Genomic DNA, 20,604 nt, shown 5'->3' on the forward strand with positions numbered 1-20,604 from the left:
CAACGCCCAGGTGGTGTTTGTGCACATCGACGCGAGTCAGGATGCCGGCTCGACCGCTCTCACTGGCACGCATGGTACCGGCACTTCCGTGTCGTCGCTGTTCACGTTTGAGCAGACCACGACCGTCAGTGGCCCGGCCGATATCACCGATGCGACCGGAACGCCGTTTATCGCTCTGGGTAGCGGTTTTATCGCGAACGGTATCTCGGGCAGCGTGGCGCTCAACCAGGTAGCGGGTATCGCCAACCAGCAGGGTAACAACCTGTCGACGGTCGCCGAAGTGACTGGCGCCGGCGGCACGAGCGCCGGTTCGAACGCGATTGAGAACGAAGGCCGCCAGACAATCGCGAACGACGGTACGATCACTGAGCTGTTCAAGAGCGGTTCGGATTCGGCTACTATGGGTGCGGCTGCCAGTGGAACCACCTTCGGCTCGGTTTCCGGAGCGCTTGCGTTCAACCAGGCGGCTGGTACTGCTAACCAGCAGGTTAACAACATCACGCTGGGACACTAAGCCTAAGCAGCGTAATGTAATCGAGGTCGGAGGCCGCTCTCGGGCGGCCTCCGACCCGCCTCATCCTCCTGCTGAGAGCATGGGGCAACACGAAGGGAAACTGAAATATCGATGTTGCTCTGTGCCAAGCGAAGCTTCACCTGCATTGTAAGTGTTGCAACGCTGACACTTGTTGTTATTGCGGTCTCCTGTAACGACGGATCGGCCAGGACCAATGATACCGTTATGGCGGGGGTTCTGCCCGGTGGTGCGCCAATTTACACGAGCATAGAGACCTTTAAAGACCAGCGCTTCCACAATCTCGTCCCACAAGGCTATGACTTCAGTTGCGGAGCGGCCGCGCTCTCGACCGTGCTGAAGTACGAATACGGCATGAACCTCACCTCGGAAAACGAGGTTTTCCGTGCGATGTATGCGGTCGGCGATAAGAAAGCTATCCGGAAGCGAGGCTTTTCGCTGCTGGATATGGCAACATTTCTCGACACTTTGGGCTACCACGGTTTGGGCTACAAGCTGCAGCCCCAAGCGCTCTTCGATCTCAAGGTGCCGGTGATAGTTCTGCTCAACATGGCTGGCTATGAGCACTTCGTCGTAATGCGCAAAGCGAACCCAGACTACGTTTACGTTGCCGATCCCGCCTTGGGCAACCGAATCATGCCTCTTGAATCTTTTTTGAATGATTGGGTGCAACAGGTCGTCTTTGCTGTTGTAGGGCCTGGCTATATTCCGGATAATCCTTTGGCAGTCGTGGAACGGCCGCTAGGAACCAAGGAGGAGGCGCGGGTGCTGATACCACAACTCAACCCGCTCACCTTGCAACAGATGTCGATACTCAGCGTGAGCACCGGTATCAGCATTGGCCAGGGCAAATGATTTCAGGCTGTTTCACGTGCGTAGCGGGTGGGAGGCATCTATGAAGTTAGTAATCCTGGGCGGCGGTGCGGCGCTCGCGGCGATCCTGGCGATCAGCGGCGGAGCGCGGGTCGCATCGGCCGCGATGCCGGACCTTGGCCTGACTGCGGCAGAAGCTCAACCGATCAGTGACAGCGAACTCGGCGGAATGCGGGGAAAATTCGTTCCGAGCAACGGCTCAATTATTTTTTTCGGCATCACCGCGGAGAGCACGCTGCAGGCGTCGGACGGCACTACCGAGACAGCGGGCTACACGATTGGCGTCAACTTCAAGAATGGGCAGCCGACCTCGGTGATCTCCGAAACTCTCACCTCGCAACAGGCCGGGACTGGAACCTCCTCGACTCCGACCGGCGGCATCGCCATCTCGGTGCCACCCAACAATCTGACCGGGGGCGTTGAGCAGACGGTCCAAATCAGTGGCTCGGATAACCAGGGACACAACGTAGCCGTGGTCGATTTGGCCTCGACCGGTGCGGGTACTCAGGGCACCGGCTTCCCAGCCAGCACGCCGTGCACCGGCTGCAAGGTTTCTACGGACAACAATGGAATCGAGGTTAGCGTCGATATGCCGGGCGTCGGCGTAGCCGATCAGCAAATCGGAAACGGATCGATTCAGCAGGCGGTCAATCTCGATGCGAACCTCACGAGCGCGGTGAACACATTGTCGTTGCAAGTCCAGACCGAGCCGGGGGTGGGGAGCGAAGCCGGGTTGAGCGGGATACTTCAGAGTCTGCCGGTTCTGTTTCATTGAGATACGAAGCGTAACCGGTCACGCCAGATTGTATAGGCGAGAACCAATCGGTAACGCAGCGGTGGCGGGCTGGGGGTGCGGGGTGCGGCAAAGCAGCAAGGGGCAGGTCGGATGCTAAGAACGTTCGTGCGGAATAGGGGCATTGCGCTCGCGATTGGGGTAGCTGGCGCGATACCGATGCTGGCCGGATCGGCTTTTTCTCAAACCAGTCCAGCCACAACCTCAAATGCCGACCAGATCCTTGAGCAGCGCAGTCAACAGCTCGAAGAGCAACTTGTCGAAGAACGGCAGCGGATGCAGGCGATGGAGAATCAGCTCCGCGACCTGCAGACCGCCATTCATGCCAAGACTGGCAGGAAAGCCGTCCCTGGTGAGGCTGCTGTAACTCCGCCGGGCCACACCGGATCGTTCGTCGTGGCTCAGCCTGCTGCGGGGGCCACCCCAGCGGCCGGCGGAGCCGCCGCCACACCGGAAGTGCAAGCTTCGAGCGGCTCGCGAAAAACCCCGGCGGTACCGATCAGCGTCCAGGCCGCCTATCTGCAGCAGAATGCGCTGTTTCGCCCCGGTCTTACCTTCTATCCCCAGTTCACTTACGCCTATTCCGACAACAGGGATGTCGTGCTCAACGGCTTCCTTGCGTTCAATTCGATCTTCCTCGGCGATATCAGTGTCCAGCGCACGGAATCGAATATCTTCCAATGGAATCCGCAGATCTATTATGCGTTCACGCGCAATTTTGAATTGAACGTCAGCGTTCCCTACCTGTTCGAATGGACGTCTTTCAAATCACAGGGCGTTCAATTCTCAACCGCGAACGAATCTCAGGCCACGGTTAACAAATGGGGGCTCGGCGACGTCGGCGGCGGCTTCTACTGGCAGTTACTGAACCAACACGGATGGTTCCCGAATCTGATCTGGAATACTCAGTTCTCCGCGCCGACCGGTACCAGTCCATACGGAATCAAGCTGATCACCGATCCCAGCAATACTAACCTCAAGTTTCCGAATAATCTTCCGACCGGCAAGGGCACTTGGGGTGTATCGAGCGGCTTCTCGATCATCCGCGAGCTCGACCCTATCGTGCTCTTCGGCAGCGGCCAGTTCTTCTACGAGTTCGATCAGCACGTTAATGACATCAGCACCGTCGAAAACCAGAGAACGCCCGGCACCGTCGCACCGGGCAATGCGCTCAGTTACACGCTCGGCGGAACGCTTGCGCTCAACGAGCGCTTCAGCGTGATGGCTGAAGTACAGGACTTGATCACGAATTCGTCCCAGGTCAGAGCCACGGGTGGAGGATCGTGGAACACGATACCCGAGAGCAGCACCAACGCCGCGCAGTTTATATTCGGGGCAACCTGGGCCGCGACGCATAACTTGTTTCCGTATATCCAGGCCGGCATCGGCGCGACTGAATCCGCGCCAAACTATCAGATCAGCCTCTACGTACCCTACTACTTCAATTTCTAGGCTGGCGACGGACGTTCAACTGGTTTAACGAGACATAGCGGGATCCTGATCCGACCTGCAGGTCCCGCCGCGTCTCGTGTCAGGAGTAGCACTATGCAATCCGTTTCCGCGCATAAGTATGCACCAACCCGCATCGTCGGCGGAGTATTCCTCGTTGTAGGAGTTGGGCTCCTTTTGGGAGCGTCAATAGCCTCGCAACCGGCACGAAATCCGATCCAACCGCAGCGCGCTGTGCGTCCCGCAATCGCATCCGCAGCGCCGGTAAGTCAGCATGCCGCGATACTCAGTTCGTACGGCAAGCTGCCGCTGGGATTCGAAGCCAACAATGGACAGACCGATCGCTCAGTTCGGTACCTGGCGCACAATGGCCCGGTATCTGTTTTTCTCACTCGCGATGGCGCGATTATTTCAATCAGCCGGCAGGATACGACGCCCGGCAGAACCAAGGGGTCTGTCGATCCGCGTCCCGGGCTGAGAATGCTCGCGCGCGATTCTCGCGCGGTGCGCACAGCCGCGTTCAAAGTCTCATTTGAAGGTTCCGCCAGGCGTCCGACGCTGGCCGCGACCGATCGCCTTCCCGGCACGACTAACTATTTGATTGGAAACGATCGATCGAAGTGGCATACGGGGATCAATTCCTTTGGACGGGTCAAGTATGAATCCGTCTATCCCGGAATTGATCTGGCTTTCTACGGCACCAATGGACGACTCGAGTACGACATCGATATAGCCCCTGGCGCCGACCCGAGTGCGGTGAAGATGAAGTTCGATGGCGCCGATTCACTGCGGCTCGATCGCGACGGAAATCTCATTGCCAGCGTGGGCGGTGAGCGTGGCGTTATCGGCAAGCCGGTGGCCTACCAGGCCGATGGCGCCGAGCGCCGGCCGGTGAAAGCAAGCTACGTCCTGAGCGACAAATCGAAAGTGACCGTTGCTCTGGGCGACTACGATCATACCAAGCCATTGGTCATCGATCCCTCGATACTCTATTCGACCTTTCTCGGCGGTACGATCGCCGAGGTTCAGGCGATTGCCGTCGATCCAACGGGCAATGCTTATATCACCGGATGGACCTGCTGCGGCAGCAATTTTCCACTGCTGGGCGGCGTGCAGAAGCAGCTGAACGGTATCGACAACGCGTTCGTGACCAAGCTGAATGTTACGGGCGCGCTCGTTTATTCGACCTACCTCGGCGGAAGCCAGACTGATGTCGCAACCGGTATCGCGTTCGATACCGCCGGCGACACTTACATCAGTGGGTACACGGACTCGGCGAATTTCCCGGTAACGTCGGGCGGCGGCAGCCTGAGCGGCGGATTCGACGCGTTCCTGACGTCGCTGAATCCAGCCGGCAACTCGATTCGCTATTCGATGTATCTCGGCGGCAGCGGCGATGATCTCGGCATGGGCGTCGCGGCGGAGCCGGGCGGCACCGCATATATTACCGGGCAAACGTTTTCCGACGATTTCCCGACTACGATCAGCAATGCGTACCAGACCGAGAATCCAAGTAATGGCGTTGTCAGTTCCGGCTTCCTGACCCGGATTGATCCCCCCACGACTACGGGTGGTTCGCCGACGATGTCCTATTCGACATACTTCGGCGGCCCCGCCCCAAGCGCAAACACGCCGACCGGCGTGACCTTCCTGAACGGAGCGGCTTACGGTGGTGTAACCGGCACGGTCTGGGTGGCAGGCGGCGGCGGCGGATCGGCGCCAGTGACTATCCCGCAGTTCGGCGGAATACTCGATGCGATCGTTGCGACCTTCGACACGACCAAGGCGTCATCACAGTCGCTGATTTTCTCGCGCTTTCTCGGCGGCAGCAGTATCGATGTGGCGACGGGTATTGCGACGGGATCGAACTGCACAGTTCCGTGCGCGGCTACCGTGGGCGGATATACGTTCTCGGCGGACCTGCCAAATTCCAGAAGTGCATTCGGCGGTCTGGAAGATGGATTCATCGCGAAGATTGATTCGCGCAGCGGTATCAACAGCATCAACTATATAGGCACCACCGGTTTTGACGACGCATTCGCGGTCGGCATGGACTCGTCGGGGCAGCAATATATCGGCGGCACCACCTTCCGCGTATCGGAGGCCAGTCAAACCGAGCCGCTGCAGCCGACGCCCGCGATCAACGGCGGGCTGTTTACCAGCACCACCAATAGCCAGACCTTCTCGATTATATCCGATGCGGGTTGGAAATCGACTTTTGGCTCAGTGAGTCCCCAAGCGCTTGCGATCGATAACACAATCCCGACCAATCAAATTCCCAGCGGCACGATAATCTATGCGGGCACCAATACGATGGGCCTGTACCGCAGCACCGACCTGGGCAAGACGTTTTTCTCCGTGACGACCTTTCTCAGCGCTCAGGTGTCGGCGATCGCGATCGCCAAGACGTTCGGCCATACCGGACCGCAACCAGTCTACGTAACCGCTAATAATCAGCTCTATACCTCCGGGGATGGCGGGCAATCGTTCGGAGCCATAAGCTCGCTGCCCGCTGGCTCCGGCTTGCCGGCTAATTCTTACTGGGTTGCGTCGGACCTGACCGGCGGCCTCATTTCGAATCCCGGGTCACCAAGTTCCAACGTGCTGGTATGGCAAGGCAACAAGAATGGGTTCTATATCAGCACCAACCAGGGCGCGACCTTTGCGGCCTCGACCGGCATCGCGGGAGCGGGGCAGCGTACGCAAGTCTTTTCCGGCATCGAGGATGTGAAGCACGCCATCCTTTATATCGGTACCGACAAGGGAATCTTTGTCAGTACTGACTCCGGGTTTACATTCGCGCCGACCAACGTCAATTCCGACGTCATCCTGTCGATGGCGATCGATACCACTACCACCCCATACACCGTATATGCCGGCACGTTCGGAGACGGCGTGATCGCCAGCAATGATGGTTTCATCAATAATCTGCGGCAAACGGCGGTCGTGCCGAACTCGGTTTTCAACTACGTCGCGGTGGATGACGCAAGCTCGAATCCGGCCATTGTTTACGCAGGTGTGGGCGACAATCAGCGCATGGGTACGCTCTGGAAGAGCTCCAACGCGGCTGCCACCTTCAGCCGTATCGATTCGGCCAGTCAGCCGTGCTGCATGTTCCCGCTCGCGGTGACAAACGGCAAGTTGTTCGCGGGCAATTATCGCGAGTCAGATGGGTACTTCTACATTCTTCAGTCGAGCGGGAGTTTCAAATTCGCGTCGTCGCTCGGCGGAGGAAATTACGACGAAATCACCGGAATCGGCGCCAGCAGCAATGGCGATACTTTCCTTGCCGGGCTGACATTTTCAAGCGACTTCCCACTCTTGAACCCGGCGCAAAAGAAGTTCGGCAACACCTCGACGGCGCCGATCGTGAACGGATTCGCAACTCGGCTGGGATTTACCAGTACCGGCAAAGTGACGGCGCCGACACAAACCGGCTTCGCGGGCAAGATAAAGCTCCGGACCGTCTCAAAGCCGCTAACGGTGACCGTGCAAAACACTGGAACAGGTCCGTTGGTGCTGGGCTACCTGAGAGTTCAGGGCGGCGATAACTTCGATTTCGTCATCATCCCCAATGTGACCACCGTCAAGGGACTGCTGCCTTGCGCAGCGGGTGGAACGCTGGCGGCCAAAGGCAAGTGCGGAGTCGAGCTCGAGTTTAAGCCGTTGTCACCCGGTCAACGAGTGTCAACCCTCCTGTTACCGAGCAATGCCAGCAACGGCACTCAGGGTGACTTGCTGGTCGGCCAGGGTACGAGCTAGATTAGATCGACAAGTGAAAGAGCAGGGCGCGGGAGCATCACAACTCCCGCGCCCTTTTGTTTTTAGCTGTACTTGCGATTCTGCCACCACGGGAAATATGACGGCATATTGGTGGTGACTTTGTCGGGGAACTTGGCGGGACGTTTTTCGAGGAATGACGTCACGCCCTCGCGAACGTCGGCGGACGCGCCGCGCACGAATATCCCGCGGCTGTCGACCTTGTGCGCTTCCATCGGATGGTCCGCGCCGAGCATCTTCCACATCATGTGACGAATGAGCGCGACCGCGACCGGCGCCGTGTTGTCGGCGATCTCCTTGGCGAGCGCGCGCGCCGCGGGAATCAGCTCCTCGGGCTTGTAAACCTTCTTCACGAGGCCGCCGTCGAAGGCCTCCTGCGCGGGGAAGACCCGGCCCGAGAAAGTCCATTCCAGCGCCTGTGAGATTCCGACGATTCGCGGCAGGAACCAGCTCGAGCACGCCTCGGGCACGATCCCGCGGCGCGCGAACACGAAACCGAAGCGCGCGTTCTCCGAGGCGAGGCGGATATCCATCGCGAGCTGCATCGTCACGCCGACGCCGACCGCGGGTCCGTTGACCGCGGCGATCACCGGCTTTTTGCTCTCGAAGATGCGCAGTGTCAGCAGCCCGCCGCCGTCGCGGATCGACTCGTCGCTGAGATCGATCTCGCCTTTCGCATCGCGCTTCGGCCTGCGATCCGGACGATCCTCGCGCGCTTCGTAGTCGAAGGTTTTCGCGCCCGCCGAGAGGTCCGCACCCGCGCAGAAGGCGCGCCCCGCACCAGTCACGATGATCGCGCGGATATTGTCGTCCGCATCGGCGCGATTAAACGCGTCGATCATCTCGTTCATCATCTGGCCGGTGAACGCGTTGAGCTTCTCCGGACGGTTGAGCGTGATGGTCAGGATGTTGTCCGAGACATCGTAAAGAATCTGTTCGTAAGCCATTTGGTTTGATTATCTCCGTTAGCGGCTGAGCCACTTTGGGTTGTTGATTTCGAGCGCGTCCTTCAGCGACTGCCGCACGTGATCGCGCATCCTCGTGTCGTCGAGCGCGAACGCGCCGCTGCGAATCTTGTCGCATAGCTCGCCGCTCAGCTCTTCGACGCTGCCGTCGTGGCCGAGCAAGTCGACCAGGCGCTTTCGCTCCCCGGCTTCCTGCTCCGCGCGCATCGTCAGCTCGCGATACACGGTGTTAAGCGCGTTGGCCGTGACGCGGGTCTTGAAACGATGGTAGCCGTCGAGAGTCGGCAACAACTCGTTCTCGATGTACTTGACGGCGGCCTTCAGCAGCAAGGTCGCCTCGGGCATGCTCTTCGGCATAGGCGTTAACTTCCTGTTATCTAATCGCGGCCTTCAACCAGTGCGAGAAAATCCCACAGCGGTTCTTCGATGCGTCGTCCGATCGTGCTGCGCTCGATATCGACCTCTTCGATCCCGCGCGTGCCGAGGCGGAGGCTCGCGATCGCCCAGCGCGTCGAGCCAAACGCCTCCCAGAATCGCACGTGCAGCGGATCGACGCGGTGGCCGCTGGCCTTTTCATACGCGGCAAAGAGATCCTCGCGGCGGCCGAAGCCTCCGACCGGTCCGCGTCCGCCGAAGCGCCAGGTCTTCACGCACAGCCATCCCATGTCCTGCATCGGATCTCCCGATTGCGCGCCCTCCCAATCGAGGATGCAGCGAATCCCTTCCTCGCCGACGATGAAGTTGCCGGCGCGGTAATCGCCGTGCACGACGGTGTGACGCGGATTGACGGGCAGATTCTCCTTGGCCCATTGGAGCGTGAGTTCGAACGCGGGCAGGCGGAGTCCGAGCATGTCGGCCGTCAACTGGTAGGACTCGATTTGGCGCGCGGCGCTCAGGTACTTGAGGAACGGCACTTCGGCCAGATCGATCTTGTGGATGCCGGCCAGAATCTCGCCGCACTGCGCCGCCATCAGCGTGCGCGCCTTCGCGTAGCGATCCTCGCGCAGGATACGCGGCATCAGGGTCTCGCCCTCGATACGCTCGGTTACCCATCCGACCTCGACGCCATCGGCTTCTGACAATATCGCTCGCACGCGCGGCGCGGGCACGCCCGCCTTGACCGCCGCGATCATCAGGCGCGCATCCTGATCGCCCGTGATGCGCACCGAATACTCCGCGAGCGGATCGTTCGGGTCGGGCGGCGGCGCCGGCGCGGGCACCTGCAGGATGAAGGGCTCGCGTTTGCCGCCGATGTCGGCGTCGAACGAATAGGTCGTCTTGTTGGCGCCGCCGGTCAGCCGCTGAAAGTTATGAATCGTGCCCGGCGCGCCGATATGACGCGCCACCGCGGCCTCAAGCCGCGCGACAAAATCCTCATTGCTCATGCGCTTCGCAGATCATCCCTCCGACGGCACGCGCCCGTCCTTGAAGAATCCGAACAAGTACTGCGCCACGCGCCGCATCTGGATTTCCTCGGAGCCCTCGGTGATTCGATAGCGGCGATGATGCCGGAAGATGTGCTCGAAGGGCTTGTGCCGCGAGTATCCGATGGCGCCATGCACCTGCATCGCACGGTCCGCCGCGTCGCAGACGAGGCGGTTCGCGCGGTAATTGCACATCGCGACCTTGTCGGAAAGCTTGAGCGCCACTTCGGGCTTGGGCATGTGATCCATCTGCCATGCCGTCTTGTGGATCAGCTCGCGCAGCATCGCGGCCTCGGTATGCAGCTCAACGAGCGGCCACTGGATGGCCTGGTTGCTCGCGAGCGGCTTGCCGAAGGGCTTGCGATCCTTGGCGTACTTCACGCTCTCGTTGATGCAGTATTGCGCTGCGCCGAGGGACGAGGCCGCCTGCCGGATGCGATTCTCATGCACGAAATGTTGCGCCACGGCGAGTCCGTTTTCAGGATCGCCCAGGATTTCGCCGGCCGGAACGTAAACATTGTTGAAGGACACGCGCGGATGGTCGGTCGGCATGTTGAAGGTCCAGAGGTACTCTTCAATCTTGATGCCCTCGCTCTTCACCGGGACGATGAAGCAGGTGATACCGCGCGGACTGCCGTCCTTGCCCGAAGTGCGCGTGAACACGAAGTCGTGCGTCGCGACGTGCAGGCCCGTGTTCCACATCTTGGCGCCCGTGATGCGCCATCCGTCTCCGTCGCGCACACCGCGCGTATCCATCCAGGTCGCGTCGGAGCCGTGACCGGGTTCGGTGAGGCCGAACGCGACGCGCAGCGAGCCGTCGAGGATTCCCGGAATCCACTTTTTCTTTTGCTCTTCGGTGCCGAAGTCGCGGAACATCAGCACGGTCGGAAGATTGCCGACGACCGAACTTTCATTCTGCAGATCGCAGTGCAGGCCGAGGCCCTTGGCCGCCAGGTATTCGCGGATGATCGCCATGCCCAGGTTGGTGCCGTCCTTGCCGCCGTATTCCTTGGGCAGCCCGTAGCGATAGTGCCCGGCCTTGTCGGCACGCTTACGCATCTCGCCGAGGAGAGCTTCCCAATCGTGGCGCGGCAGACCGCCGTTCTCGAAATCGGTGCGGGCCCATTCGCGGCGATGGTCGAAAAATCGGATGTTATCGTTCTCACGCTCGAGCGGTTTGATTTCGCGCTCGATGAAATCGTCGAGTTCTTTGAGATAAGCCTCTATGTCTGGCGGAATGCTGAAATCCACGTTCAATGTCCTCCGGCAAAATCTTGCGAGGCGTCTAGCATGCCACGATCGGGCGCAAAAGTCCTAACCGCGCGAACCCGGGTCAGTTGAAGTTCGCTCAATAGCGACAGGGTTTTCTGAACGTTCGTTATGATCCGAATGCGCCCGGAAAGCGCTCAGCCGTTCTCTTCGGCGTAGCGCTTGAATGCGTCGAGCGCGGCGTCCCAGAACGCGCTCATTTCCTCGAGCTTCTTTATCAATGAAGTCAGCGCCGTGCGGCCTTCGGGGGCGAGCTCGTAGATACGCTCGCGGCCGGATTTGCGCGCGCGAATGAGGCCCGCGCCCGTGAGCATCCTCGTATGCTTGACGACGGCGGGGCGGCTTATCGCGAAACCGCGCGCGAGCTCGCCGGCGCGGCACGGCTTGCGCGCGAGCCGATGCAGGAGTTCGCGGCGGGTGGGATCGGCGAGCGCGGCGATGGTGCGATCAATCGACATCGTGAGGATATGTTACTCGCAGGTTCCATATTGTCAACGACGCGAGTTTCGAGTTGCGCTTAGATGCGCGATCACGATTAGCTTGGCGCATCCGGAGGCTGTGCTGATGAATCCTCGTCCTGTTTCCAGGCGACAAGTGCTTGCGGGCGGCGCCGCGATCGCTTCGGCCGCGATGCTCGGGGTCTGGCCCAGCGCGCGTGCGTCAGCGCAGGAGGGCGTCGATGCTTACGCGCTCAACGTCGCCTACTCCGAGCGCACGCTCGCAGGATTTCGCATGCGCACGCGCACCTACAACGCGAGCCTGCCGGGTCCGCTGATGGTCACGCGGCCCGGGCACATGCTCCGCGTGACGCTGTCGAACAGCCTGCCGCCGAACCCGCCCGCCACGCCCGCGTTCGGCGTCGATCCGGAAAACAATCCGTACGATTTCAATACGACGAACCTGCACATGCATGGGATGCAGATCGTGCCGCATCTCTTCGCGCCGGTCGGTACCAGCAATCCCGCGTCGGCCTTCATCGCGATCAATCACGGCGAATCGCTCACCTACGACTTCCAGATTCCCGACGATCATCCCTCGGGGCTCTATTGGTATCATCCGCATCATCATGGCTCCGCGACTGTGCAGGTCGGCGGCGGGATGGCCGGGCTTGTGCTCGTCAAAGGACCGATCGACGAGGTTCCCGAAATCAAGGCCGCGCGCGATGAGCTGCTGGCGATCCAGAATCCGAAAATCAATCCGCTGCCGGATGGAAAGTGGGGATGGGAGCCGATCGCTTACAAGGAACCAGATCAGGGTGGCTTCGCCTTCATGACCCAGATCGAATTGCTGACGGTCAACGGCGAGCCGGCGCTCATGATCGATCGACGAACCAAGCAACCGACGCTCAATCCCGGCGCGCTGAAGACGTACCGCATGAAGCCGGGCGAGGTGATGCGGCTCAGGATTCTCAATGGCACTGACGGTATCCCGATGCAGCTCGTGATGCCGGAGCTCGAAGTCTACGTGATCGGGCAGGATGGCGTGAACCTCCTGAAGCCTGCGCTGGCGGCTACCAGTCCCAGGTCCGCAATCAAGATGGCGCCTGGCAATCGGATCGAGCTTTTGATTCGCGCGCCGCGCCATCCACTCGCGGCGACCTTGCGGACGTTGCCGCAAATGCAAGGTTCACCCACCGTGCTGAGCGAGGCGATGGGCGAGATGATGGCGATGCCGTCGTTCGCGCTGGCCAAATTCGTCGTGGCCGGAGCCCAGACGGCGATGGCGATTCCCAAGGAGCTGCCGCAGCCCGCGCGCGAGTACCCGCTGATCCAGGATCACGAAATCGCGACGCGCCGCCGCATCCTCTTCACGATGCGCCTTGCCAGCAAGCGCATCCTCACCGGCTACGAGTTTCTCATCAACGAGCAACTCTACCGCGAGACCCGAATCGATCAGAACGTGCGCCTGGGTACGGCCGAGGAGTGGACGCTCAATAACCATTCCGACGGCATCCATCCGTTTCACATCCACGTCAATTCATTCGAAGTGATGGGGACGCCGTGGGACCGTAACTATCATCGCATCCAGGACACCCTCTGGCTGCCGCCATTCTCGGAAACCAAGGTGCGCATGCGTTTCAAACAGTGGAAGGGCAAATCAGTGTTCCACTGCCATATCCTGCCCCACGAAGACACGGCAATGATCGCGAATTTCTTAATCGCGTAGCGGACTTCAGGTTCATGCGGATCCGGTGTTAGTCGAGTTCGCGAGCTTTTCCGAAGCGGTGCTTCACGCGTTCGAGCTCGCACCTCAGGTGCGCGCATTCCATCGGGTTCTCATCGTGCTCGACGCGCGTGACGACGTAATCGTCGCCGGACTGATCGCTGACGTCGATCCTTTCACCGCACAGAATGCATAGATAGACGCGAGGCATTTATCGATTCTCCCTGGCTTTGAATCGATTCAGGATAGACCAGAACGAAATCACCACAAAGGCACGCCGTCACTAATATGAAGAAATCCTTAGCGGCCGCGCGCCGTTGTGGTGAGGTTCTGCCTGATTGCTACTGCGCCGCGGTTTCGGGCTCGCCCATCCGCGCGCCCGGCAGGATAAACACGTCGGACTGACCGAGGTCGGCGTCCAGATAAACCAGATAGACGGGCAGATCGTTGCTGCCGCTGACGCGCGTGCGTGCCGAGCAACCGCATCGCACCGCCAGCGCGCTGTTGACCGTTGCGAACTCATCGAGATGCAGCGCGGCGGTCGGGAGCGCGTCGTTGGCGACCCACAAGGTCATTGTTCCATCATCAAGCTGATTGCGCGCGATGAGCTGCGTCGCGCCCGCGTTCGCTGACTTTCGTGCCCATTGCTCGAACGAGGTCTTGCTCATGCCCTTGATGTTCGGATATTCGCTGCGCAGCCCGGCGACCGCCGACGCGACGCGTTTCTTACCGCCGGTGACGCGTTCGGTAATCTCGCGGTCTGCCAGCACCCACATCTGTGGCGTCCATTTTTCAATCTCCGCGCGATCTGCCCCGGGTGCGTTCAAGTAGTTGATCGCGGCGATTTCCGCCGCCGACAAATTGCCGGCTGCGAGCGCGATTTCGACCTCGTGTGCCGCGTTATCGCGAATCCTGGCGTCGATTCGGGCCAACACTGTAGTGCTGTCGCTGCCGGGTTGAGCCGCAGCGGCGGAGCATCGGATACGCTGTTCGGAGAGCGGATAGGCGGGCCGGCCGATCATGAATTCAGAAAGGCAGAGATCGTCATAGACCTCGCGGCGCTGAGTCGTCGAAAGGTCGCTGCGCTCTGACAACTCCACGAGTTGTTGGTGCGCCGCGGCGTATTCGCCGCGTGACATTTTCTCGCGCGCAGTAGTAAGCGCGATCGGTGCGCATCCGGAGACGGCGACGAGACACGCCGCGATCCAAGCGCCAACGATCCTGGTTCCCCAGCGTGAAAGTCCGCGTGCTGCGACCATGAGCATCCCCAATCGTTAGTTCACTCGGATTATGATCGCGAAATGATCGTGAGCGCCAGTCCGATAGGCAGATGCTGACATCGGGGCCGGCCTGTTTCGACACCAGGGAACGAATGCGGCGCGCGAAACCGATGCAAAGTCGCACGTTGCTGGCATTGGCGCGTCAATAATCCTATCGTCGCAATTCTGAAGGGCCGGTGAGCAGAGTACACAGGCAGTTAGCAGCGTTCGTCGTGTTCGCGATCGTGGCGGCGGGTGTCGCTTATGTGGTGGGGTTCGATCGCGTCGAGCGTTGGATGCTCGAAGTAGGGCAGTACTTCGGCAACGCTCCCGCCGCCAGCGACTGAGCGTTCGATATTCGCAGGCTATGGGCGTTGCTGCTCAGAGGCGCGCGAGGCGCAGCATCACTCCTTCGATTTTTTCGTCTGGGGTGCAGTACGCCCGCAACGACGCGCGGTAGCGATCGCCGTCTAAGGTCTGGAGTTCGCGCTCTATCGGCGTTCGCGAACGCATTACCTTCGCGGCGTCCGCTTCCAGGTCATTGTAGTTCAACCGGTTGGCGAAGCGGGCGAACGAGCGACCGATGTCGGCGGGTGCGATGTTCAAGATTTGCTGCGCTCGCGACGTGTAAAGGTAAAGGCTTAACGCACGATCAAGAAAGATCGCGGCGCTTTCGGCCACTCCGAGCAGGCTCTGCAAATCGCTCCTGGCCCTGGCGGCTTCGTCGATTTTTTCCTTATATTCCTGGCTGAGCGTCACCAGTTCGCGGTTGATAGCCTCGAGCGACTGTTTTCCGGTCTCGAGCGCTTCAATTGCCGAGCGCATTTCCTCGCTGACCAAGCGCAGCTCCTGGCTGGCGGTTTGATTACGCTCCTCGGCGGTGCGCAATTGCTCTCTGATTCGCTGCAACTCGTGTTCGAGTTCGGGAGCTCCTCCACCGCCGGCGACGATTTTGTCGATCCTAACCGAATCCGCACCGAGCATCTTCAGAACGTCATTGATCGCGACGAGGTATTTGTCAGGCGAGAACAGGTATATGCCTTCGGCGTCGACTCGCTCGATGTCCTGAGGCTGGGTGATAGGCAATGGCGGGTTCGCGCGGAGCAATCGCGAGAGCTTGCTATCCTGACCAGCCCAAACCGGGATGGCAATGGCGCAGGCGCTCGCGCGGTCCGTCTCGACCAGGCTTAAAAGATCTTTGAGAGCCTCGATTGCGTTGGGCGACGCACCGATCCCAATCAGTAGCAGATTGCGCTTGTCTGCGGCCGACTCGTCCGCCATCGACGTTTGCTCGGCGTTCCGCGGGTTACGTCAAAAACGATTCACGACTTGGCCTCCGGCGCTCGTCGCGCCTCGACGACGCTCACCACGGCGGGACCGACCTGCTTCCAACTCGCGCTCGAAGATTTCAGGCTGCCGATGGTCTCGAGCAGTTGCGCTACTCCATTGCGAAGCTGACCGACTTGACGCCGTGTTTCCAGAATGGCCGACGAAGTTGAAGTCTCGGCTTGCGCTCGTGGGTTTAGCGCCGCGGCCCGGCGGAGATTGAGCTTGACTGGCTGAGTGCGAGCATCAGGAAGCAACGGTTTGGGGCCGACTCTATCAGGCCGAGGGCGCCGGCTGCTCATCATGACGCGGGCGCAGTCATAGCAAAATGCAATGATCTGCAGCTCGCCCCTGTCATCTTTGCCGAGAACGTGGACCGTCCCCAACTTCTCGACGCCGAGGTATGCACACCGAGTACAGGGAAAACTGAGCGCCCACTCCTGTAGCCGCTTATTCATTACTCTCCCCCCAATCATCGATCTCGTCCAGTGGTAGCGTCATCCGGACCAAATCGAGAGTCGTGTCATCGGCACGCGAGCACAGACAAATTGGAGAGGCCAGCAATAGCCATAGACCATGAGCAAGCATCTTCTGACCAACTGTGAACAGCCACCAAAAGCCTTGGCTAACCTAAGGAATGGTGAGTCAGTGACTAATCTTGCTTGCTGGTCGGCTTTATCCCCCCTGTTTGCGACGTGCGCGCTTGGCGACCAGAGTAATGCGTGAACGCGCAAAGGTCAATACGAGTAATAAAGATTGCTTTCGCGCCATCTGGATGAAAGTTGGTGGCTTCCGGCGCACGATGCATCTGCCTAAGCATTTCCCGCGTTCCTGGCATTTTCGTTTTGCTGATTTAATCGAAGATCAACGAGCCGTCCTATTATGGAGCGGTGACGGAACACAGTACACATCTTGTTACACAGTGACCGTGGCGTGAAATAGGCAAACGAAATAGGCGAAGTTCCTATGCCATTAGTCACTTGATGGCAATCTTGATCAGAGTCTGTCTGACCACTCCATTTCTATTTCAAAAACTCTTTCGTCTATCGTTGAATAAACTTGATTATCTATCCGCTGCCGAGTTGGGTGGATCGAGTCAACTGTCCCTCTCTTTATACATCAGCCATGTCCCTAATTGTGCCGCCGCCGAACACGTTTCGGATCATGTATCGCAATTGAATCGAGTGATGTGTCGACTCGACGCGATACTCACCGCTCGGTCTCTTGGCATAACCTCTGCACTTCTCATTAACAGTGCTGCGTATGTGTGATCGCCAGGCGACCGCACATCCGGGATGAAACTTCGGCAGATGCTGAAGGGGATCGAGATTCGAAGCTCGCGATGAGTTCGCGGCAAGGAGAAGTACGATGGATTCTATTACCAAACTGTTCGTTCGGATCCGTGAGTCGAACAAGGGGCAGACGATGACTGAGTATGCGTTGATCATCGCGGCAATCGCGGTGGCAGGCTACACGGCCTATACCAGCCTCGAAGGCGGCATCAACACTCTGATCACCAACGTGAAGAACACGCTCACTGGTGCGTGATTCAGGGTAAGACGCCGTGAATACCGGAACGCCACTGAAGAGCGGCGGGGCGCTCCGCCCGGCCGCCTGGCATGAAGTTGCGCAGGCACTGGCGATTACCGACCGGGAGCGGGATCGCCGTCGTTCGCCGGACCTGCTCGTGGGCGAGCGCTTCCTCTCACCATCTTCGCTGATTCCATTTGTGATCGCTGGTGGCAATACGATGGCTCGCGAATGCGCACTGCGTCTGCGCTGGATGTTAGTCGGTGCTGAGCGCGAGGCTGGCTAGCGCACGGGCTCGACGGCAGGCAAAAGGGGGCCTCCAATGAGAAGACCAATCGTGTTCGTATTCATCGCGGGGCTCGCCGCGATGCTGGCGGCGCTGATGGTTTTCTCCGCGCTGAAAAAGCGCGACAAGGAAGTCGCACGCGCACTTGCGCGCACCGTCGACATAGTCGTGGCTGCACGCGACCTTCCTATCGGATCCAAAATCGACAGCAGCGCGATCAAGCTTGCGCGATGGTCGCGCGACAGCGTCCCGCCGGGCGCGTTCAACGATCCGCAGGCTGCGCTGGGCGATTATACAAAAACAGATATTTCGGTTGGCGAGCCGCTGGTCGATGGCAAGCTGTTTAGCGGGGAGAAGAGCGCGGGCGTGCTGCCGCTTTTGATTCCGGCCGGGATGCGCGCGATGTCAGTCGCGGTTGACGAGGTTTCCGACGTCGCAGGGTTCGTCCAGCCGCACGCTCATGTCGACGTGCTCGTCGCGGTTTCGTCGACGGGGCAGGGCGAGCCATCGTTCTCGCGCCTGGTGTTACAGGATATCGAAGTTGTCGCGGTCGCACAGGAAATCGAGCACAACCAGGATCAGCCCGAAGTCGTGAAAGTCGTGACCTTGCTGGTCACCCCAATCGAAGCAGAAAAACTTACGCTTGCGACACGCGAGGGCACGATACGGCTGGCGATGCGCAAGTATGGCGACGACGCAATCGCCGCCACCAGCGGCATCTCGATCGGCGAGCTGCTGCATGGTGGTTCCGGTCAGTTGCCGATGCTCGAGCGGCAGGCGCCGCCGCTTCGGCACGCGGATGCGCGCGGCCCTCAACCGCTCACCGTCGAGATCATGCGCGACGGGCACAGCACCGAGGCGCTCTCCTTCATTCGCATGGGATCGGCTGATTCGCGATACGGAAACGCCGCGCCAGGCGCGGGATTCCAGCCGCTGCCATCTGAGCGCGACAACTCGGGAGATGACTCGAACGCTGGTTCAGGCGGCGGAGCTCAGACCACCGCGGCATCGCCGGCGCCGGGAGCGCTGCTGCCACCGCCATCGCTGTCGACACTCGGATCGTTAGCCGCAGCCGCGGCATCGGCGCCGCATCCTGTGGCCGTAGCCCTGCCGTCCGCGCTCAAGCCCGGCGACCCCGGCTACAAGCCGGCGCCGAAGACGATCGAAATCCCGTGAGCATCTGGTGCCCGAGGTAACACGACGATGAACATCAAGATGTGTGAGCGGCTGAGCTGGATGCTGCTGCTGGCCGCGGCCGGGATAATCCTCGCGGCCTCGATGAGCGGTGCAGCCGAGCCGGTGCCGCATCAGGCAGTGATGATTCACGCGGGCGAGACTTTCGTTATTGGCCAGCTCAACCCAAATTCGGCGCCCACGGTCGTCGTTATCGACAATCCGCACGCGTTGCTGATGCATACGGAGACGCCGGGAAAGATCGTGCTGGTCGGCGCCGAAGCAGGCGCGTGGGATATCACAGTGCAGCGCGCCAACGGACTCAAGGTTGCCTACGATGTAAACGTCATGGCCCTGGCCAAGCCGCAAGCGCCCCTTGCTCCCGGCAAAGCGCCCGCGGCGAGTACGGACATGACGCTCGCACCGCGGCCCGGAGCGGGAATGACCGCGCCGGCGGATTTCAAAAGCGCGTCGGTCGATCTGACTGACACGTCGATCGTCAACGCGGCTCCAGCGTCGCCGTCTCCCGTAGCGAATGCGGCGAATGCGCCGATACCAGTAATGCCGAGCCAGGCGCAGAGCGTTGCGCCGCGGCTATATCGCAACGACCCGACGGTGCTAGCTTCCGGTCGGGGCTATTCTTCACCGTCGGTCAATGGCGGCGTTCATTACCTGCCGGAAGATTCGGTCACGCTGATGACCGGTACCTCGGAGGTGGTCGACTTCACGCGCAGACTCACGCGAATCTCCGTCGCGGACTCGAAAGTCGCCGACGTACAGGTCGTCAATCCTTATCAAATCAACATTATCGGTCACGAGCCGGGCTTCACCACGCTCGCGGTGTGGGACGACCGGGGCCAGTACGTCGAACGCCAGGTGCGAATCGATCCCAGCGGCAAGCAGCAGGTGATGCTGAACGTGATCGTCGCCGAGCTGAACCGCAGCAAGATCGAGAACCAGGGCATCAATATCACGACCGCGCTGGCCAATGCCGGAGTGTCGTTGGTCGGGATGCCGGGCAACGTCGGCACTCCGTATTCCGCCTCGGGATCGTCGAGCGGCAGTTCGACGCCGACGACGCTCTTTCCGGGCGGCCAGCTGATGCCGATGCTGCTCTCGTCGAATCTGACCTACGGACTCGCTACGCAGAACGGACAGTTAGCAACGCAGACCTTCTTCCAGTTCCTGGAGCAGCACGAGCTTGGCCGAATTCTCGCCGAGCCGCACATGCTGGCGAATTCGGGCGAAAAGGCCAAGTTCCTGTCGGGCGGCGAAATTCCGATCGTGATCGCGCAGGCGCTCAACACTTCGATCGTGTTCAAGCAGTTCGGAACTTCGGTCGAATTCATTCCGACCGTTGTCGGCAGCGATTCGATCGAGCTGCTGGTCAAGCCTGAAGTATCGGAGCCCGACTACGCGCATGGCGTGCAGATGTTCGGCTTCAATATCCCGGCGTTCGTGACGCGGCGCGCAGAGACCCTGGTGCGGATGCGCGATCAGCAGACGCTGATCATCGCCGGGCTCATCCTGCATACCAAGACCGCCACCGTGCAGAAGGTTCCCTACCTGGGCGATATTCCGTACCTCGGCGGGTTGTTCCGCAATACGAGCTGGCAGGATCAAGACACAGACCTGGTGATGAGCGTGACGCCACAGATTGTCAATGCGCTGCCGCGCAACGGCGAAGTCTTCGATCCAACCAGGGTCCCGGACTTCAGCTACCAGGACATCAAGACCGCGCCCGTGTATCCACCCGACCCGGCGCGGCCGCGATTCTAGGCG

General features: G+C 60.2%; 20 protein-coding genes. 12 read left to right on the forward strand and 8 right to left on the reverse strand.

The genetic code is table 11. The features are described 5' to 3' along the window. The 3 genes from VMA09_03875 to VMA09_03885 all read left to right on the forward strand — a co-directional run. A partial coding sequence (locus VMA09_03875; protein ID HUA32715.1) for a hypothetical protein occupies positions 1-514 on the forward strand: 514 nt, incomplete at its 5' end. A gap of 225 nt (positions 515-739) precedes the next feature. Next, positions 740-1,387, forward strand: a complete 648-nt coding sequence (locus tag VMA09_03880; GenBank protein HUA32716.1) for a C39 family peptidase — start codon at positions 740-742, stop codon at positions 1,385-1,387. A gap of 40 nt (positions 1,388-1,427) precedes the next feature. Then, a complete protein-coding gene (locus VMA09_03885; protein ID HUA32717.1) occupies positions 1,428-2,180 on the forward strand; it encodes a hypothetical protein in 753 nt (250 codons plus the stop codon). A 222-nt stretch (positions 2,181-2,402) separates the two neighbouring features. On the opposite strand, the gene VMA09_03890 is transcribed toward VMA09_03885, so the two are convergent. Then, entirely contained in the window at positions 2,403-2,579 is a 177-nt protein-coding gene (locus VMA09_03890) for a hypothetical protein (GenBank protein HUA32718.1), read from the reverse strand. Between the two features lie 15 nt (positions 2,580-2,594). Between VMA09_03890 and VMA09_03895 the strand changes: the two genes are divergently transcribed. Further along, positions 2,595-3,650, forward strand: coding sequence for a hypothetical protein (locus tag VMA09_03895; GenBank protein ID HUA32719.1), 1,056 nt, complete (start codon positions 2,595-2,597; stop codon positions 3,648-3,650). Between the two features lie 93 nt (positions 3,651-3,743). Then, on the forward strand, positions 3,744-7,409 hold the full coding sequence (locus VMA09_03900; protein HUA32720.1) for an SBBP repeat-containing protein: 3,666 nt from the start codon (positions 3,744-3,746) through the stop codon (positions 7,407-7,409). Between the two features lie 62 nt (positions 7,410-7,471). On the opposite strand, the gene VMA09_03905 is transcribed toward VMA09_03900, so the two are convergent. The 5 genes from VMA09_03905 to VMA09_03925 form a co-directional block, all read right to left on the reverse strand. Next, positions 7,472-8,374, reverse strand: coding sequence for a crotonase/enoyl-CoA hydratase family protein (locus VMA09_03905; GenBank protein HUA32721.1), 903 nt, complete (start codon positions 8,372-8,374; stop codon positions 7,472-7,474). Positions 8,375-8,392: 18 nt separating this feature from the next. Next, the gene (locus VMA09_03910; GenBank protein HUA32722.1) at positions 8,393-8,749 is read right to left on the reverse strand and encodes a DUF6285 domain-containing protein; all 357 of its coding nucleotides are present in this window, start codon (positions 8,747-8,749) and stop codon (positions 8,393-8,395) included. 20 nt (positions 8,750-8,769) lie between these two features. After that, the gene (locus tag VMA09_03915; GenBank protein ID HUA32723.1) at positions 8,770-9,777 is read right to left on the reverse strand and encodes a phosphotransferase family protein; all 1,008 of its coding nucleotides are present in this window, start codon (positions 9,775-9,777) and stop codon (positions 8,770-8,772) included. A gap of 12 nt (positions 9,778-9,789) precedes the next feature. Further along, positions 9,790-11,067: an acyl-CoA dehydrogenase family protein gene (locus VMA09_03920; protein HUA32724.1), complete on the reverse strand. Its 1,278-nt coding sequence runs from the start codon at positions 11,065-11,067 to the stop codon at positions 9,790-9,792. A gap of 155 nt (positions 11,068-11,222) precedes the next feature. Beyond that, on the reverse strand, positions 11,223-11,543 hold the full coding sequence (locus VMA09_03925; protein ID HUA32725.1) for a metalloregulator ArsR/SmtB family transcription factor: 321 nt from the start codon (positions 11,541-11,543) through the stop codon (positions 11,223-11,225). 106 nt (positions 11,544-11,649) lie between these two features. On the opposite strand from VMA09_03925, the gene VMA09_03930 reads away from it, so the two are divergent. Then, positions 11,650-13,251 (forward strand): multicopper oxidase family protein, encoded by a 1,602-nt coding sequence (locus VMA09_03930; protein HUA32726.1) that lies wholly within the window; start codon positions 11,650-11,652, stop codon positions 13,249-13,251. Positions 13,252-13,276: 25 nt separating this feature from the next. Next, entirely contained in the window at positions 13,277-13,444 is a 168-nt protein-coding gene (locus VMA09_03935) for a hypothetical protein (GenBank protein ID HUA32727.1), read from the forward strand. 145 nt (positions 13,445-13,589) lie between these two features. Here the strand turns inward: VMA09_03935 and VMA09_03940 are convergent, their stop codons facing one another. Beyond that, positions 13,590-14,507: a hypothetical protein gene (locus VMA09_03940; protein HUA32728.1), complete on the reverse strand. Its 918-nt coding sequence runs from the start codon at positions 14,505-14,507 to the stop codon at positions 13,590-13,592. 197 nt (positions 14,508-14,704) lie between these two features. On the opposite strand from VMA09_03940, the gene VMA09_03945 reads away from it, so the two are divergent. After that, positions 14,705-14,854, forward strand: a complete 150-nt coding sequence (locus tag VMA09_03945; protein ID HUA32729.1) for a hypothetical protein — start codon at positions 14,705-14,707, stop codon at positions 14,852-14,854. Positions 14,855-14,888: 34 nt separating this feature from the next. Here the strand turns inward: VMA09_03945 and VMA09_03950 are convergent, their stop codons facing one another. Then, positions 14,889-15,788, reverse strand: a complete 900-nt coding sequence (locus VMA09_03950) for a PAS domain-containing protein (protein HUA32730.1) — start codon at positions 15,786-15,788, stop codon at positions 14,889-14,891. Between the two features lie 1,413 nt (positions 15,789-17,201). Here VMA09_03950 and VMA09_03955 point away from each other — a divergent pair. From VMA09_03955 to VMA09_03970, 4 genes are read left to right on the forward strand one after another with little or no spacing between them, the layout of a single operon-like run. Continuing rightward, on the forward strand, positions 17,202-17,381 hold the full coding sequence (locus tag VMA09_03955) for a Flp family type IVb pilin (protein ID HUA32731.1): 180 nt from the start codon (positions 17,202-17,204) through the stop codon (positions 17,379-17,381). 16 nt (positions 17,382-17,397) lie between these two features. Further along, entirely contained in the window at positions 17,398-17,649 is a 252-nt protein-coding gene (locus VMA09_03960) for a hypothetical protein (protein HUA32732.1), read from the forward strand. A 36-nt stretch (positions 17,650-17,685) separates the two neighbouring features. After that, positions 17,686-18,825, forward strand: a complete 1,140-nt coding sequence (cpaB, locus tag VMA09_03965; GenBank protein HUA32733.1) for a Flp pilus assembly protein CpaB — start codon at positions 17,686-17,688, stop codon at positions 18,823-18,825. Between the two features lie 27 nt (positions 18,826-18,852). Beyond that, positions 18,853-20,601 carry a pilus assembly protein N-terminal domain-containing protein gene (locus VMA09_03970; protein ID HUA32734.1) on the forward strand — a complete coding sequence of 583 codons (1,749 nt, stop codon included), beginning with the start codon at positions 18,853-18,855 and terminating at the stop codon, positions 20,599-20,601. Positions 20,602-20,604: the final 3 nt, after the last annotated feature.

The sequence above is a fragment of the Candidatus Binataceae bacterium genome (assembly GCA_035508495.1).
GTDB lineage: Bacteria > Desulfobacterota > Binatia > Binatales > Binataceae > JASHPB01.